We start from the raw sequence: 13,601 nt of genomic DNA, 5'->3' as shown, positions 1-13,601 counted from the left end.
AATACGAGTAGAATCAACACCGTGCGCCTTGTCCACCAAATTTAAACCGGACAGCAGTGGGTCAAGCCCGAGGAGGACGGAGGGTGGGGTGAGCCTGGGAGACACATAGCGGCGGAGCGACTATGGGCGAATTTGTTTCGATCAGCAGTCGTTGGCATGCCACCAATCCGCCGCCATCCACCAGCCCTTCTCACCCGATCACCCACCCCTCGCCCCGCGCAACGCGATCAGCCCCGCCGCAGCCACAGCAATTGCTGCGGCGGCATCTGGCGGAGATGTTCGTAGTCCATCACCGTGACGTTGTAGACCGTGCTCCTGACCTGCGGGCCGCCCTGGCAGCGCAACTGTCAGGCCTGGAGCAATTCCAGCAAAGTGCACAGCGATTTTGCGTCCGGAATTGCGTGAAAAGGCTCGGTTGCTGAGGCCGGCGACCATCCTCGCCGCTGGCGGCTCGCTTCAAATCATTTAGCCGCCGCTTTTGCTGTCGCAAACATCGGCGTCACCTTGTCACCCTTCGACATCTTTTTTATCTCGTTATTGTAAATGTCGCCGTTGTATTGATCGTCGCCCGAAACGTTCTTCGTCCATTTTTGTTTACCCACACGCCACCACGCTTTGCACGGTTGGTAGACATAGGTGACGTCGCCGGCCTTATTCTTCCAGTCCGATTTGAAGCAGAACGTATTTCCGGTTACGGTCCACGTGCCGTCTGCATAGCCGTATTCTCCCTTTTTCTTTCCGACTTTAACGCCTTTCAACGTCCCGTCTGCTGACCAGGTGTAATAGACCATCCCGTCTCCGACATCATATTTGACCGAATTGCCGACGTAGAGATCCTTGACTTCCTGTTCGGACAATTCAACGGCATTTTTCGGCAGCTTACCTTCATCTTTTGCGAAGGATGCCGATGGACCTAAAAGCGTCACAGAAATAACGGCGAGTACTGACAGCTTCATCATGGCTGGTTCCTCCAATTGCCGTTGTGACGGAACACCTTTTCGGGATGTTCGCCAATTCGCCTGATGTAGCTAACGGCGTTAACCCTGCTGCTACGTGTCGCCTGCCGTTGCGATATGCGTGTTCACCGCGCAAGTGTTGCGCTCGATCGGCAAGGCGTTTGTCGAAACCGCGCCCCCAACCTCCGTCATCCCAGGCCTTGCGCCTGGGATCAATGCTCGCAGCTGATGGAGGCCGGCGTGGATCCTCGGGTCAAGCCCGAGGAGGACGGAGCATGGGTGAGCCTGGGAGACACATAGCGATGGCGGACCGGGCGAATTTTGCTTCGGTCAGCAATCATTGTCACGTCGCCATCCATCAACCTTGCCCCACCCGATCACCCACCCCTCGCCGCGCGCAGCGCGATCAACCCCCGCCGCAGCCACAGCAGTTGCTGCGGCGGCATCTGGCGCAGATGTTCGTAGTCCATCACCGTGACGTTATAGACCGTGCTCCTGACCTGCGGGCCGTCCTGGCAGCGCAGCAGGATGGCCTGCAGCGCCATCATGCGGTTGCTGGCCTTGCGGGCGCGGTCGGCGAGGCTTTCGGTCACTTCGCCTTCGTGGCCTTTGACGGCGAAGAGCGATTGGGCCCTCGGGCTCGGGGCGGGGATGCCGGTGGTCTTGTGGTAGCGGGCCATCGCCTCGGCATAGTCGTCGCCGGCCTGGCGCTGTTCGGCGGTGATCAGGCCGTCGAGAAACATGCGGCCGAGCGTATAACCGGCAAACGGGCTCTTGACCGTCTCGTCGCTGACCGTCCGGCCGAAGCCGTGGATGCGGCGGCGGGCTGAGATCGCGACGCTGATATTGTCCTTCTCGGTCTCGAAGGGCTTGATCTTGCCGCAGGGAAACCGCTCGACATTGGCCTTGCGCGGCCGGCCGGCGCCCTTGTTTGGCCGTTGTGTCTTAACCTTGGCTGCTTTGCCACCCATGCTGATTGTCCTTCTATCGAATGATGCCGTTGCGAAGTGCGGCGGCGACCAGTGCGGTATCCTTGAAGACGCCGAGTCTCACCTTGGCGTTTGATATGTGCGTGTTCACCGTGATCGGCGATATGCCGAGAATGGTGCCGATCTCGGCGGCGGTCTTTCCCGCCGCCATCCAGCCGATGATTTCGGTTTCGCGCGGGGTGACGGTCCTCACGATGGCCGGGCTCATGATGGGCGGGCTTGTGGCGCCGGCCCATCGATGCAGGGCACGCGCGGCATCGTCACCTCAGCACCCGACAGCGTCACCCGCGTGACGCGGTCGGGATGGCGGATCGGCGCCGGCGCCGGGCAGGTCTCGGGCGGCGCATACCTGATGGCCTGCCGTGCGGGGAACCTGTCGCGGTTGCGGTGCGCCATGTTGATGACGGTGTTCTTTTTCGATCCGAACAGATCGGCGATCTCTCGTGCCGAGCGCCCCGCCTGCCAGAGCTTCTGCGCCTCGACGATCTTGTCTTCCGTCCAGAATAGGCCTCTCATCTCAATGCCTCCTCGTGCCGTGCGGCTTTTGCAATGATCGGGTTGTCGGGGAACATTTCCGCCAGTTTCCGCCTGGCGCTGCGGCTGCCGTTCGCCGCGTCGCGCAGCAGCTGCATCTTGTAGGCCGCGACTTTCGGCTGCGGCGTCTCGGGCTGCCGCGTAAGGCGCGGGCGGCTTTGCGCTTCGATCGCCGCCTGCTGACGGCGGCACTGCTCGGCAAAGCTGGCGCAGCTCGGGGCGAAGGCGCGGTTATGGTTCTTGACCTTTCCGGAGATGAAGAGTTTGGCGGCCTGCCAGACAGCCTCCGACGGGATGCCATCGATCGCCAGCAGATAGGCGCGGATCTGCATATCGGGATCAGTGCCTGATGATGCCGGGAAACCCGAAAGCATCGCCGCTATGACCTTCACCGGAGAGGAAATCTCTTGCGGCATCGACTGTCGTCCTTCTCGGGCTGCTGTTGATCGATTGGGCTTCCCTCGCCTTCTCCTTGAGGTACCAGTCGCATTTGATCGCCTGCCAGCCGCGGAAGATCTGCATCTCGGCAGCACCGGCCGGATCGCCGGTCAGCAGATATTCCCTGGCCTGGATCTTTGCGGCGTAAGCCGTCAGCGGCCGCTTCAGCGTGCGCTTGCGATGCTCGATGACGGCTGCCGCCAGCTCCTCCCCCAGCACCGGGCCGAGGATGTCCATGATGTCCTTGCTCATTGTTTCCTTCGCCATGCATTTTCCTTTCCCGGTCGATCGAGCCACGCTCAAACCCCCAGCCGCCGCTGGCCGCCGGCAAAATTGACCGGCGTGCCGGGCTTGAGACGGCGGCCAAACCGGTGGATTTCCGCACCGGCATGAACCTCGTGGGCGGTATCGCCCTTCTCGGCGCTGCGCAGCCGGTGGATCTCGATTTCCACCGACGGCACCGACATGCCGAGGATGGCGGCGATTTCGATGTAGTCCCTGCCGGTGCGGAAAAGCTCGAGCGAGTTCATGCCAGTGTGATCCTTCTTGTCCATTTCGAGCGCAGCGCGGCGTTCCCGCCGAAGCGGGGCTGCCAGCTGCCTGATGTGAATGCATCGACGGCGACCGGAGCGCCGGCGCTGTTACGGGAGCAAAGGCTCGGGTCGCCTGCCGGGCCGCCGTCCGGGGTATGGACGCCGGCGTCGCCGAGGGAGGGCAGCGACGCCGGCCGCCGATCGCCGTCAGGGAGGGGTGACGCCGTCGGGATCGGTCAGCAGAGAAGAGCCTGGATCGGCGGTCCGCCGCATCTCTTTCGGGTTCGTCTGCCGGCCGCAGGTCTCGCAGTGGCGCTCGATCACCTCGGCGATCGACAGCGCCTTGCCGCAGTTCGGGCAGCCGGTGTAGTGGGCGCCGCAGCGCCGGAGGCTTGGCCAGTTGTTGATGATATCGCTGTTTGTCATGTCGATTAGGGTACAATTAATACCCGATATGTCAAGCGTAAAAGGGCATGACATATACCCTAAACTAGGGTATTTTTTATATCATGTTGAAAGATCAGGAACAATTTGAGCGCGAAGAACGCGCAAAGCGGCTGGTCATGGCCAGGAAAAACGCGGGCTTTGCCGGGCCGAAGGCGATCGTCGAGCGGTTCGGCTGGAATGCGAATGTCTACAAGGCGCATGAGTCCGGCCGCAACGGCTTCGGCATTGCCGATGCGAAGAAATATGCCCGCGCCTTCAAGGTCAATCTCAACTGGCTGCAGTTCGGAACCGGCAACGCGCTCGATCCGGATGAGCTGCCGGTCTCCGTCGCCGACGTGCCGAAGATCTCCTGGGTCAGCGCCGGCCAGCTGAGCGAGCAGGCGCCGATCACCGACTTTTCGGAATTCCCGACGGTGGCAGCGCTCGATCTGCCGGACGGCGAATGGATCGCGCTCGAGGTCGAAGGCAATTCGATGAACAAGATCTCACCCCCCGGCTCGATCATCTTCGTCAACCTTCGCGACAAGCGCCTGGCGCCGAACGCGCTCTATGTCGTCGCCGACGAGACCGGGGCCGCCACCTACAAGCGCTACCGCCCGAACGACGACCCGCCCTTCCAGCCCGCCTCCTACGAGGATGTGCCGCCGCCGCAATTCCAGGGCGCCGTCACCATCGTCGGCCGCGTCCGCCGATCGATCATCGAGATGTAAGCCGTTGCGAATAAACCATATTCATTAGGGAAAACAAGATGATCCGCCCTTCTTCGCGCCGGCAGAATTTGGTTCTATATCGTCACATCAGCGGTATCTCTGCTGGCCTTCAGCGCCGCGCGTGAGATGTACGGCCTGTAGGATCTCGCTCCGACTTTCTCCCGATCCGGCGACCAGGATCGTGAGAGGCATCCCTCCCCTGAAACTACACATTGCGGAAGCTGCGGACGCCACCCGCGTCAGTCGCCGGAATGGAATGAATGGCTGCGAGCAATATCCTTCGGCAGCCTCTCTCCCCCAGATCGTAAAATTGGGCATCCCAAGGCCCGGGCTCGATCACCGCGTCGGCGATTTCGATCTCGTTGCGCCTCCGTTTTTTCGCAGCATCAGATTCCAGGATAACCTTGTTTCTATCTTTCTGTCTTCGATCCTGAAGGCTGGCGAGGGAGGGTTCCGGCCAAAGCTTCCCCCTACCCCATGAGCAAAGCCCATGAAGCCGGGAGAGCATTGGCCAGGGTCCTGAAGGCCGGAGCCGGGATGGGACACGTGCCAGAGGGGCCATTCGCTTCGCCCTCGTCCTGATTTTCTGACAGCGCACTTAAGGACTTTCGCTTCCCGCGCCGCTGGGCTTCGTCAGCTCGGGAGTTGCACCCGGTCGCCCAATCACTTGGCCCAGACATACGCCTATGATTCGTACCTCGTCAATCATTAAGGTATTTTTTATACCTTTTACGGTTGACGTGATTGGGTATGATATATACCTTTACCTCGAGCCGATACGGCAGGCAGAGGACAGGGCGATGCAGCACATCCGCAATATCGAGACCGAGGAAAGCAAGCGCGGCGCCCGCTGGAATGGCGCGCGCGGGACGAGCGACTGCAGCGCCTATATGGCGATCGAGGCCCAGCGCATGGGTGCTCTCGGTTTTGCCTATCTCCGCCGTCCCGAACATTCGGTCCGCGGCCCATCCTGGCTGCGCGGTGCGAGTGCCTCCGTCGAGGAGCATTACCGCTATGCCCGCGAGATCATGGGCATGACCGATCGCGACCAGCTTTACGCCTGAGGAAAACGCAGATGTCGTCAGACTGCATCGTCAAGGCTTTTTCCGGCTGCGCCTGCCCAGCCGGTGAATGCGCGGAAAAGCCCCTCACCTCGCCGCCGGTCACCTTCATCTCCTGGCGCAAGCAGGCCATCACCTGCCTCGCCTTCGGCTTCCTCGCCGCCATCGTCACCGCCGCCTGGTTGGAGACACAGTTCAAGACGCAGGATCTCGCCGATCAGGAGCGGGTATCATGGAAATAAGCATTGCTCGATATCGCCGCTCAGGAGCTGAACTTGATGTCGCTCGCCTTGGCCGCGGTGATGAAGGCCCGCCGCACCTGCTCGGGTTCGGCGGCATCGTTGAAGACGTCGAGCACCAGCCCTTCGGCAACCTTGGCCGCCGGCGTCTGGTCGGGCCAGTCGTTCAGTAAGGCATTGCCGGCCTGAACGACATTATAGACCGTCCTCACCTTGCCATTGATGGTGATCTTCACCGGTTTGAAGCTTCGTCGCTTGCTCATGGCCCAGTATCTCACACGGAACGCGACTCAACGAATCACTTTGGGACTCGTTCCGGTTGAGGGAGCCGTCTTGCGTGTTATTGTCGATCAGAGCATCAAGGAAATCGGCCGTAGCTCGAAACGTGCCAGAGCCGCCCTTGATGTCGCTCGCCCTGGCTGCCGGCTAAACGCCCGTCGCGCCTGCTCGGCCTCGGTGGCATCGTTGAAGACATCAAGCACAAGCAGTTGGGCAGCTTTGACCGCGGTTCCTTCTCATCGCAGCGCCTCACGCACCGATCTGAACCCGAGCTAAACCCAACCTTCCAAGAGAGATCGTGATATGGTTGGCGTCCAATTTGGCGAGGGGGCTATGCTGAAAAATCCCATAGTTGGACTGGCGGTTGGCGCGCTTATGGTTTTTGCGCCCCACGCAGGTGCGACTGCCGACCCGCTCCCCAAAGGTTTTGAGCGCCACAAATTCAACGGATCGGTCAGACCGGAGGTCAAGGACGGCGTGACCCGGTTCGAGATATTCGACCGTCAGTGTTCCAATGTCGACTATGGAGATGGACGCGGCGAAAATGATTGTCGCAATGGCAACGTCCGCTCGACGATCCGCTATATGCGAGACATGAGGGTTGGCGAAAGCGTCGAATACAAGTTTGATTTCCGGCTCGATCCGGCTTTTGCCTACAAGGGCTGGCACAACAACTCCGCAAATGGCTTTTATCCCGATGGCTGGGACAGCCATTTGCGCCTCGCGTCCTGGGAAGGACCGGCAATCCACAATTTCATCTACATGCTGAAAGCCGACACGCGCAACGGCGTGAACTTTCTCGCCCGCCAGTGCCAGAAACCGGGAGATTTCGGCAAATGGGCGACATTCTCGCTGAAAATCCGATGGGCAAACGATGAGAGCGGATGGGTTACGGCAAGCTGCGACAACAAGGTGATCTACGCCGCCGAAGGTGAAGCAACCAACCAAGCGCCGCATTGCTGGGAATCGAACGAGTGCGAGCCGCAATCAAACCGCGACCCGAAATCATTCAACTTCATTCTCGGCCCGGTGATGATGGGCTGGGGCAACGAATGGAAGAACTATGACCATCATACGTCCCAGTTTGACGTGGTGCAGCCGGATGGTATCGGCATCGATGTCCGCAATGTCAGTGTGACCCGCGGTGTCAGCGACTATTCCGCCGAACAAGCAGTTTTGCTCAAGAGGTTGCAGCACCAACTGGTTCATTTGGGCTGCAAGCCAGGGAATGTCGAGGGCAAGCCTGACAAGGCAACACGGCAGGCCGCACTCTCTTGCCGCAAGTTTGAGAGCGGGCTTCCCGAGGCGCTCAATCTGACAACGCTGCAAGCCTTCGCTGACGCCTATGCCAAGCCGGAGACCGCAAGTCTGCCTTCAGGCAACGCCGCGGCCGGTGCCGAAAACGGTTCGTCAAAACCGAGGACCTATATCAAGCTGGGCGAAATGCTTGCCATGAAGACAGGCAAAGACACCAAGGTGAATTCCAACTTCTTTGGCAAGATCAAAGGCGCCAGGAAGGGGCAGAACGAACTGGACTTCATCATATTGGGGCAGTTCGACTACACTGACAACAGTTTCAGTCAGCTGTCATTTCTTCTGCAAGACAATCTCTCCAAGGCCGAAGTGAATGCCGCGGCCAAGTGCGGCTATGGGACGATCCGATTTCCAGACGGCACAGATCATTTGGAGATCGTCATGCAACGGTCCGGAAACACGTTCTCGTCCCCGCCAAGAACCGACTGCTTGATCCAAGCGCTCGGCAAACGACCGGCATCGCAGGTTCCCTACCTTACCGAGGGGTTTGCCGATCTGGCTAAATCGATGGTCTCCGACGGCGGCTGGAAGAAACTGCGGCATGAAGGTTTGAAGATATTTGTCAAACGTGTTGCCGACGGTGAAATCACGGTCGGCGGCTGAGATCGCAGCACAGAGCCGCACGCTGCTTCTTCTCCAACCGCGTTCCGGCCGGAATGATCGGTACTGACACGAGATCTCCAGATCAGGCTTCGCCGGGCCGCGACAACGTGCTCCCGGCATTGCGTCGGTAAGCCGCGCCGCCGTTCAAGGCGATCCGACGACCGCCCGTTCAAACGGTCGCCGGTTCGGCTATTTGGCCGCGTGCCAAACTCCCCCAACGCCATCGCCGTTGGCTTCACCGGCTTTCTTATCCTCGACATAGGTGTAGAGCGGCTTGCCCTCGTAGGCCCACATCTCTTTGCCATCCGCAGCTTTGACCAGCGTCCATTCGCCTTCTGCCTTGGCCTTGGCTCCGGCGTGGAACGCCGGCCACTTCTTCAGGCAATCCTTATCGCAGTTGGATTTGCCTTTTGTATCTTTGTCGAAGGTGTAAAGGACCATGCCCTTTTCAGTAGCCAGGACCTTGCCCATTTTCGTCTCCACCGTCTTGGCAGGCTCGGCCGCAAAAGCAGACCCGGCTAAAGCAGTTAACGCACCTATCGCGATCAATATCGTTCTCATGATTTTTCTCCCATCCGGCAGTGCCGGCGGAATGCCAGCAGTGCCGGACTAACTTAGAAAAACGCCCAACTATGAAAGCAGTTCCGTCCACGGGGGACGAACATGACAGGCCAGCAATGGTTATAACGTCCGCGAAGCGCCAATGACGGTTATCAGCGGCAGAGTCTTCCGCGTCATTCGAGCCAGCCCTGTGGCGCATAGCCGACGCGATCTCAGAGGCGGCGAAGATGTGGGGCGAAATTATTCACAGCCTCACGAAAGCTGGGTAAGGCTCGTTTGCGTACCAGCTTTTCACGACTACGCATGAACGACAGGATCGTTACCAGCCGAGACGTATCATTCGGTATTCATGAGATAGAAAATTTCGGGAAACATCAGCAACCATGATTTTCGGCAATAATGACCGATGGTTACGACTGGTCGGAGTGGAGTGATTCGAACACTCGACCCCCACGTCCCGAACGTGGTGCGCTACCAGACTGCGCTACACTCCGTGACCAGCGGCGCTTCTATAGAACAGCCTATCTGGTTGCACAAGCACCAAATTCCAAAAATCAGGCGGAATTTTTGACGGGTTGATGACAGGGGCTTCGGGACGCTGCTGCTGCAAAAAGACACACTCGGAGCAAATCGTCGGGAAGTGCCAAAGGGGCAATTTTCTTTTGCCGGGTTCCGCGCTAAAGGGCTCGACGGGACAGGCGAAACCGCCGGTAAACAGCGGATTCGCAGCCACTGCGCTAGAGACCAGGGACAACACGATGAAACTCCGCACCATCACCGCGGCCGGGCTTGCAATTGGGCTTGCCGGATGCACGACCATACCTTCCGCCGGCAATCCGATCGAGGCCCGCTGGGTCGGCAAATCGGCCGGCATCTTCTTTGCCGCCTACGGGCCGCCGATCAGCGACAGCGAGCAAGGCGCCACCACCGTCTATACCTGGCGCGGCGGCTACAAGACCGTGCGCATTCCGGCAAAATATGCCGAAGGCGCCGACGGCAAGCGCGGCAAGCAGATTTCGTCGGCCCGCACCGCCTATCTGCGCTGCCAGGCCGAAATCACCACCAGCTCGGATTACACGATCCGCGACATCCGCACCGTCGCCGACATTCCCGGCGTCAACGGTCCGTCCTATTGCGCCGAGTTCCTGGCGCCCGAACAGAAGTAACGGACGGTTTGTCCGGCATATGGGGACAGGCGGCCTGGTGCCGCCTGGGACCGCCGGTACCCTCTGCCCCTGCCGGGCATCTCCCCCACAAGGGGGCGATCGGATGGGCTTTAGGGTTTCCCGTTTACAACACCGCTCGTCTTTTCAGACGAATCTGCGCATCGGTCAGCGAGGGACGAAGTGTTCGCCTCCTACCAATCTCCCCCCGTGCGGGGGAGATGCCCGGCAAGGCAGAAGGGGGTTCCACAGGATGCGACGCCCCATGTCTGCCCACGCGCTGAGTGGTCTCGATAATCGGGATCGTTATACCCCCATTCCCTCATTCCGAGAACGATAGGAGACCGTCGGCGCCGAGACCACCGCTAAAGCTCAGCCCTCCGCCGGCCCGTAAAGGCCGAGCTGATCGAGAAGCGATCGCTGCCGGTCGGCGTTTTCGACCAGGAGGCTGGTGTAGCGTTCGACGATGCGTCCGCGGTGAGCCGGGTCGGAGACGGCCGACAGCGCGCCTGTGATGGCGGCGATCCTTTCCGAGGCCTGGCGCAGTTCTTCGAGCAGCTTTGCCTTACCGCCGGCTTCCGCGACGACTTGCTTCGTCACCTTGCCGATGCCGGCCGGCGTGCGGCTGCCGGCCGAGACATAGCCTTCCGGCAGGTCGCCCTTGAGATTGACGACCGATTTGAAGCGGATGACGTCGAAGATCTGGTCGACCGCCTGCTTGGCGCCGGTCACCCGCGACGGGTGGTCGGTGTCGGCGGCGGCATGCGGCAAGAGCTCAAGCTTGCCCTTGTGGCGCTGCTCGAGCGGCAGGTAGGGCAGCATCGGGCCGCTCAGCGTGCCGGTCGCGGCATCGCTGAAGAGGTCGGCGTCGATGGCCGCATGGGCGATCTTGCCGGAGGCAAGGGCTGCGTCGAGCGCATTGGTATCGACGACTTCGCCGCGGTCGTAATTCACCAGCACCGCGCCGTCCTTCATCGCACCGAGCACCTTCGCGTCGACGGTGCCGGCATTGGAATAGATGCCGGTCGATGCGTCCAGGCGGCCGAGGCCGATATGGACGGAGAGCACGTCGGCGCCGCTTGCGGCTTCGACCGGGCTTGCGGCATAGTTAAAGCCTTCCGCCTCGATCCAGCGCCGGTGATGCTCGCGGGCGTAGATCGCCACTTGCATGCCGAAAGCCTTGGCGAGCTTGGCGACTTCACGGCCGATATTGCCGTAGCCGAGAACGGCGAGCTTGCGGCCCTCGAGCTTTGCCGTCGGGAAATCCTTGAGCTGACGGCCGGTATCGAAATCGCCGCCAGCGACCATCCGGTGCAGCCGGTCGACCGGCAGGTCGGGAACGACCTTGAGGATTGCCTTCACAGCCATCTGGGCAGTCGCCCGGCTGTTGATGCCGGGCGTGTTCATCAGCGCCGCAGTACCGCCCTCGCCATTGCCGCCGCCCCAGGAGGCCGAGCCCATATTGCCGGTGCCGGCACCGATGCGCACGCCGCCGAGCGGGAAGACCGCAGCCTTCGGGATGAAGGTCGCCGCCGCGATCAGCGCGTCGTACTGGCCCTTGTCGGTTTGCGGCAGGATCTCCGCCTCGGTGCTGAGGTTCGGCTGGTAGAAGAAATGGATGCGGCCTTTTTCAAGCCCGGCCCGATCACTGAGCGGCCCGAGATGGAAGCTGCCGCCCTTCTCCTCGATATAGGCCTTGATCTCGCTGTAATCAGGCTCGCCATTAGCGCCGAAGCGCAGGCCGACGAGATCGGCGATCAACACCGTATAGGCGTGGTTCGGATCGTCCTTGCGCACGGCGCCAGCGGCCTTGGCCGCGGCGTCGAAGGTCACGCCATTCTTTGCCAGTTCCTCTTCGAGAACGACGATCTTGGCTCTGAGATAGGCGTATTGCAGGTTTTCCAGAAGTGCCACGACATCTTCGGGCTCACGGATGCCGCCGACCCAGGCGCGGTAATCGCCTGGGGTGCCGGGGAAGGCGTTGACGTAGCGGGCGGCGTCGAGGCCCGGCTCGTATTCGCCGTTCGGATGGGTGATGCCCTCATAACCGAGCAGCTGTTTCGAACGGGCGATGATGCGGGCGTGGATGCCGGCATCGGTGATGTCGTCCTCGACCTTCAGCAGCGTCACCGCCGCACCGCGGCGGTCGGCATCGGTGACTACAAGCGACAGCAGCGGATGCGACTTGACCCATTCGTCGATCACGGCGCGGTTGGCGGCGGAGCGGCGGTTGAGCTCGACGACGGAGCCGACCCGGGCCTCCGACTGCAGCAGGCCGAAGGTGGTCTCGGCAAAGGCGAGCGCGCTATAGGTGTTGATGACGCCGCCGAGCATGCGGTCTTCGGCCGGATCGTAGAACGGCCCGGCATCGACGGAGCGCTTGGCCGAAAACGGCTGGCGCGGATCGATCGGCGGCGCGATCTTCAGCTGCCGCGGGATCGCCCAGGCCGGATCCTGCTGATTCTTCTCGATCAGCGCCAGGGCATGCGGCGTGAAGGAGGCAACGAAATAGCCGGAGATGCCGCCGATCGCCTTCTGGAACGGCATGAACAGGCAGCACTTCGCCATCACGGCGCTGACCAGTTCAGGCTCCCAGGGCATGGCGCCGAGCATCGAGGTGGCGTCGAACACCGCATGGCGGTTGGCCGGATCGCCGTCGAGCCAGTTCAACAGCTCGTGGATTTCGCTGCTGGTATAGGCATTGGCCCCTGTGGTTTCGTGGCCGACGCCGACGAAGATCGACACGCCGAGCGCCGTCAGTTCGGCCGCGGTCGGGATCACGCCTTCGGAGGCGGCAAAATGGATGCGGCTCTCGCAGCCCTTTTCGGCGAAGCGCTGCATCTCGATCAGTTGTGTCGCCCAGGACTGGCGGAAGAAGCCGGCCGCCTTGGACGGATCGCTCTCCGGCCGCGGCGTATCGACATAGACGCGCTGGCCGGCATCGTTGGCATTCATCAGGTGCTGGATGCAGACGGTGAAACCGCTATGGCCACCGCCGAGGCCGACCGCCATGCGGTTGACCTTGGGAAAGCCGAAATAACGATGGATCGCCCGCATCATGTCGGTCAGGATCTTGTCGGCCGGATAGCCGCGATGCATGCTGCGGGAAATTTCGGCGGTGGTGAAGCCGCCGATATCGTTGCCGCGGTCGTCGAACTTGCGATAGGTCTTTTCGATCCAGGCATCGAAGGCGATGCGCCGCAGGCGGCTATCGACTTCATCGGTCGTCGCATCGGTGATCGGCCCGACGCCGAAGAATGGGTTGGACGGCAGTCTCGGCGCACCCGACGCGGTCTGTCGAAGGGCGTTCAATCGCTGTTCCTGCATGTGCGCGATATCTGTCATTGCCTGCCTGTCTCTGTCCGGAGCTGAAGTTGCCTTCATGGTGAAGCGACAGCCCCGGCGACACAACCTCATATGCGCCGAACGACAGGCCAAAGGCGTCATCGGGGTATCGTTGATGATGGCGCGATGGGTGGGGGGACGCGACGCGCGTTCCTGCCTGGAGATCGGCGGTACTGGGATGACGGAGGAGAAGTGGTGCTGCCGATGAAGGAGCAGAGGTGGTGCCGCGAGCTGCATCGCCGGTGCGTCTGGCAACAAAGCCAACCACACTCTCCGTCATCCCAGGGCTTGACCCTGGGATCCACAACCAAGGACGCGGACTTCTATTTCTCTGCCCCTATCCACCTCGTGCCAGCCGCATGGATCCCAGGGTCAAGCCCACTGCTGTCCGGTTTAAATTTGGTGGACAAGGCGCACGGTGTTGATTCT

At 61.1% G+C, this 13,601-nt stretch carries 16 protein-coding genes and 1 tRNA gene; 5 read left to right on the top strand and 12 right to left on the bottom strand.

What is annotated here, in order from left to right; translation table 11 throughout:
- Positions 1-461: 461 nt before the first annotated feature.
- The 8 genes from ATY29_RS29705 to ATY29_RS29670 all read right to left on the bottom strand — a co-directional run bounded on the left by ATY29_RS29705 (position 462) and on the right by ATY29_RS29670 (position 3,876).
- On the bottom strand, positions 462-959 hold the full coding sequence (locus tag ATY29_RS29705; RefSeq protein ID WP_025415559.1) for a DUF995 domain-containing protein: 498 nt from the start codon (positions 957-959) through the stop codon (positions 462-464).
- Positions 960-1,333: 374 nt separating this feature from the next.
- Positions 1,334-1,927 carry a hypothetical protein gene (locus ATY29_RS29700; RefSeq protein WP_097537480.1) on the bottom strand — a complete coding sequence of 198 codons (594 nt, stop codon included), beginning with the start codon at positions 1,925-1,927 and terminating at the stop codon, positions 1,334-1,336.
- Between the two features lie 13 nt (positions 1,928-1,940).
- The gene (locus ATY29_RS29695) at positions 1,941-2,138 is read right to left on the bottom strand and encodes a response regulator transcription factor (RefSeq protein ID WP_193550377.1); all 198 of its coding nucleotides are present in this window, start codon (positions 2,136-2,138) and stop codon (positions 1,941-1,943) included.
- A gap of 11 nt (positions 2,139-2,149) precedes the next feature.
- Entirely contained in the window at positions 2,150-2,461 is a 312-nt protein-coding gene (locus ATY29_RS29690) for a GcrA cell cycle regulator (protein WP_097537478.1), read from the bottom strand.
- Positions 2,458-2,853: a hypothetical protein gene (locus ATY29_RS29685; protein WP_003569663.1), complete on the bottom strand. Its 396-nt coding sequence runs from the start codon at positions 2,851-2,853 to the stop codon at positions 2,458-2,460. Before ATY29_RS29685 ends, ATY29_RS29690 begins: the two co-directional genes overlap by 4 nt.
- Positions 2,819-3,184, bottom strand: a complete 366-nt coding sequence (locus ATY29_RS29680) for a hypothetical protein (protein WP_003569665.1) — start codon at positions 3,182-3,184, stop codon at positions 2,819-2,821. Before ATY29_RS29680 ends, ATY29_RS29685 begins: the two co-directional genes overlap by 35 nt.
- A 32-nt stretch (positions 3,185-3,216) precedes the next feature.
- A complete protein-coding gene (locus tag ATY29_RS29675; RefSeq protein WP_244597470.1) occupies positions 3,217-3,447 on the bottom strand; it encodes a sigma-70 family RNA polymerase sigma factor in 231 nt (76 codons plus the stop codon).
- Positions 3,448-3,657: 210 nt separating this feature from the next.
- Positions 3,658-3,876, bottom strand: coding sequence for a hypothetical protein (locus tag ATY29_RS29670; protein ID WP_097537476.1), 219 nt, complete (start codon positions 3,874-3,876; stop codon positions 3,658-3,660).
- An 83-nt stretch (positions 3,877-3,959) separates the two neighbouring features.
- On the opposite strand from ATY29_RS29670, the gene ATY29_RS29665 reads away from it, so the two are divergent.
- From ATY29_RS29665 to ATY29_RS29650, 3 genes are all read left to right on the top strand, one after another.
- Complete coding sequence (locus ATY29_RS29665) at positions 3,960-4,607, top strand: S24 family peptidase (protein WP_003569670.1); 648 nt, start codon at positions 3,960-3,962, stop codon at positions 4,605-4,607.
- 800 nt (positions 4,608-5,407) lie between these two features.
- Complete coding sequence (locus tag ATY29_RS29655; RefSeq protein WP_003569674.1) at positions 5,408-5,671, top strand: hypothetical protein; 264 nt, start codon at positions 5,408-5,410, stop codon at positions 5,669-5,671.
- Between the two features lie 11 nt (positions 5,672-5,682).
- Positions 5,683-5,910, top strand: a complete 228-nt coding sequence (locus tag ATY29_RS29650; protein ID WP_097537474.1) for a hypothetical protein — start codon at positions 5,683-5,685, stop codon at positions 5,908-5,910.
- Positions 5,911-5,930: 20 nt separating this feature from the next.
- On the opposite strand, the gene ATY29_RS29645 is transcribed toward ATY29_RS29650, so the two are convergent.
- Positions 5,931-6,170, bottom strand: coding sequence for a DUF982 domain-containing protein (locus tag ATY29_RS29645; RefSeq protein WP_003569678.1), 240 nt, complete (start codon positions 6,168-6,170; stop codon positions 5,931-5,933).
- A gap of 349 nt (positions 6,171-6,519) precedes the next feature.
- Between ATY29_RS29645 and ATY29_RS29640 the strand changes: the two genes are divergently transcribed.
- Complete coding sequence (locus ATY29_RS29640; protein ID WP_097537473.1) at positions 6,520-8,103, top strand: hypothetical protein; 1,584 nt, start codon at positions 6,520-6,522, stop codon at positions 8,101-8,103.
- A 189-nt stretch (positions 8,104-8,292) separates the two neighbouring features.
- Here the strand turns inward: ATY29_RS29640 and ATY29_RS29635 are convergent, their stop codons facing one another.
- Together ATY29_RS29635 and ATY29_RS29630 are read right to left on the bottom strand one after the other, a co-directional pair.
- Positions 8,293-8,664: a COG4315 family predicted lipoprotein gene (locus tag ATY29_RS29635; RefSeq protein WP_025415549.1), complete on the bottom strand. Its 372-nt coding sequence runs from the start codon at positions 8,662-8,664 to the stop codon at positions 8,293-8,295.
- 417 nt (positions 8,665-9,081) lie between these two features.
- A tRNA-Pro gene (locus ATY29_RS29630) sits at positions 9,082-9,158 on the bottom strand.
- 264 nt (positions 9,159-9,422) lie between these two features.
- On the opposite strand from ATY29_RS29630, the gene ATY29_RS29625 reads away from it, so the two are divergent.
- On the top strand, positions 9,423-9,830 hold the full coding sequence (locus ATY29_RS29625; protein ID WP_097537472.1) for a hypothetical protein: 408 nt from the start codon (positions 9,423-9,425) through the stop codon (positions 9,828-9,830).
- Positions 9,831-10,199: 369 nt separating this feature from the next.
- Here ATY29_RS29625 and ATY29_RS29620 read toward each other — a convergent pair whose 3' ends face one another.
- The gene (locus ATY29_RS29620) at positions 10,200-13,172 is read right to left on the bottom strand and encodes an NAD(P)-dependent oxidoreductase (RefSeq protein WP_097537470.1); all 2,973 of its coding nucleotides are present in this window, start codon (positions 13,170-13,172) and stop codon (positions 10,200-10,202) included.
- Positions 13,173-13,601: the final 429 nt, after the last annotated feature.

It is taken from the genome of Rhizobium hidalgonense (genome assembly GCF_002914525.1).
Lineage (GTDB): Bacteria > Pseudomonadota > Alphaproteobacteria > Rhizobiales > Rhizobiaceae > Rhizobium > Rhizobium hidalgonense.
Note: the sequence above shows the minus strand (reverse complement) of the source record. Positions and strands in the feature narration are given on the sequence as shown.

Coding starts and splice junctions, on each gene's coding strand:
- ATY29_RS29640 (WP_097537473.1), top strand. CDS start 6,520: ATGCTGAAAAATCCCATAGTTGGACTGGCGGTTGGCGCGCTTATGGTT.
- ATY29_RS29650 (WP_097537474.1), top strand. CDS start 5,683: ATGTCGTCAGACTGCATCGTCAAGGCTTTTTCCGGCTGCGCCTGCCCA.
- ATY29_RS29620 (WP_097537470.1), bottom strand. CDS start 13,172: ATGACAGATATCGCGCACATGCAGGAACAGCGATTGAACGCCCTTCGA.
- ATY29_RS29680 (WP_003569665.1), bottom strand. CDS start 3,184: ATGGCGAAGGAAACAATGAGCAAGGACATCATGGACATCCTCGGCCCG.
- ATY29_RS29665 (WP_003569670.1), top strand. CDS start 3,960: ATGTTGAAAGATCAGGAACAATTTGAGCGCGAAGAACGCGCAAAGCGG.
- ATY29_RS29645 (WP_003569678.1), bottom strand. CDS start 6,170: ATGAGCAAGCGACGAAGCTTCAAACCGGTGAAGATCACCATCAATGGC.
- ATY29_RS29655 (WP_003569674.1), top strand. CDS start 5,408: ATGCAGCACATCCGCAATATCGAGACCGAGGAAAGCAAGCGCGGCGCC.
- ATY29_RS29705 (WP_025415559.1), bottom strand. CDS start 959: ATGATGAAGCTGTCAGTACTCGCCGTTATTTCTGTGACGCTTTTAGGT.
- ATY29_RS29625 (WP_097537472.1), top strand. CDS start 9,423: ATGAAACTCCGCACCATCACCGCGGCCGGGCTTGCAATTGGGCTTGCC.
- ATY29_RS29685 (WP_003569663.1), bottom strand. CDS start 2,853: ATGCTTTCGGGTTTCCCGGCATCATCAGGCACTGATCCCGATATGCAG.
- ATY29_RS29670 (WP_097537476.1), bottom strand. CDS start 3,876: ATGACAAACAGCGATATCATCAACAACTGGCCAAGCCTCCGGCGCTGC.
- ATY29_RS29690 (WP_097537478.1), bottom strand. CDS start 2,461: ATGAGAGGCCTATTCTGGACGGAAGACAAGATCGTCGAGGCGCAGAAG.
- ATY29_RS29675 (WP_244597470.1), bottom strand. CDS start 3,447: ATGAACTCGCTCGAGCTTTTCCGCACCGGCAGGGACTACATCGAAATC.
- ATY29_RS29700 (WP_097537480.1), bottom strand. CDS start 1,927: ATGGGTGGCAAAGCAGCCAAGGTTAAGACACAACGGCCAAACAAGGGC.
- ATY29_RS29635 (WP_025415549.1), bottom strand. CDS start 8,664: ATGAGAACGATATTGATCGCGATAGGTGCGTTAACTGCTTTAGCCGGG.